Origin of the sequence: Pseudoalteromonas sp. HM-SA03, from assembly GCF_002289345.1 — a bacterium.
Lineage (GTDB): Bacteria > Pseudomonadota > Gammaproteobacteria > Enterobacterales > Alteromonadaceae > Pseudoalteromonas.
Genome location: NZ_NSDG01000087.1, coordinates 1 through 263 on the forward strand (window position 1 = coordinate 1; position 263 = coordinate 263).

The 263-nt window shown below is 50.6% G+C and carries 1 protein-coding gene (running past one end of the window); it reads left to right on the top strand.

All coding sequences use genetic code 11. The features are described 5' to 3' along the window. The coding region annotated (locus CKO50_RS17275; protein ID WP_141240158.1) for a transposase crosses the window boundary (this coding region is incomplete at its 5' end): on the top strand, positions 1-263 show 263 of its 321 nt. 58 nt of the annotated region lie beyond the right edge of the window.

The following is a 263-nucleotide window of genomic DNA, read 5'->3' on the forward strand; positions in this document are numbered from 1 at the left end:
AAATCGAAGCTGGGCGAGGCCGTCCACTATACGCTAAGGCAGTGGCCGAAACTCATTCGCTACCTCGATGAAGGACATCTAAAGATAGACAACAACCGGGCAGAGCGCGCTATCAAACCGTTCGTCATAGGCCGAAAGAACTGGCTGTTTAGCTTCACCACAAGTGGCGCAGAGAGTAGCGCAATCCTCTATAGCGTGATCGAAACAGCCAGAGCAAACGGCCACACCCCATTCGATTATGTGATGCATTGCTTAAACGAATT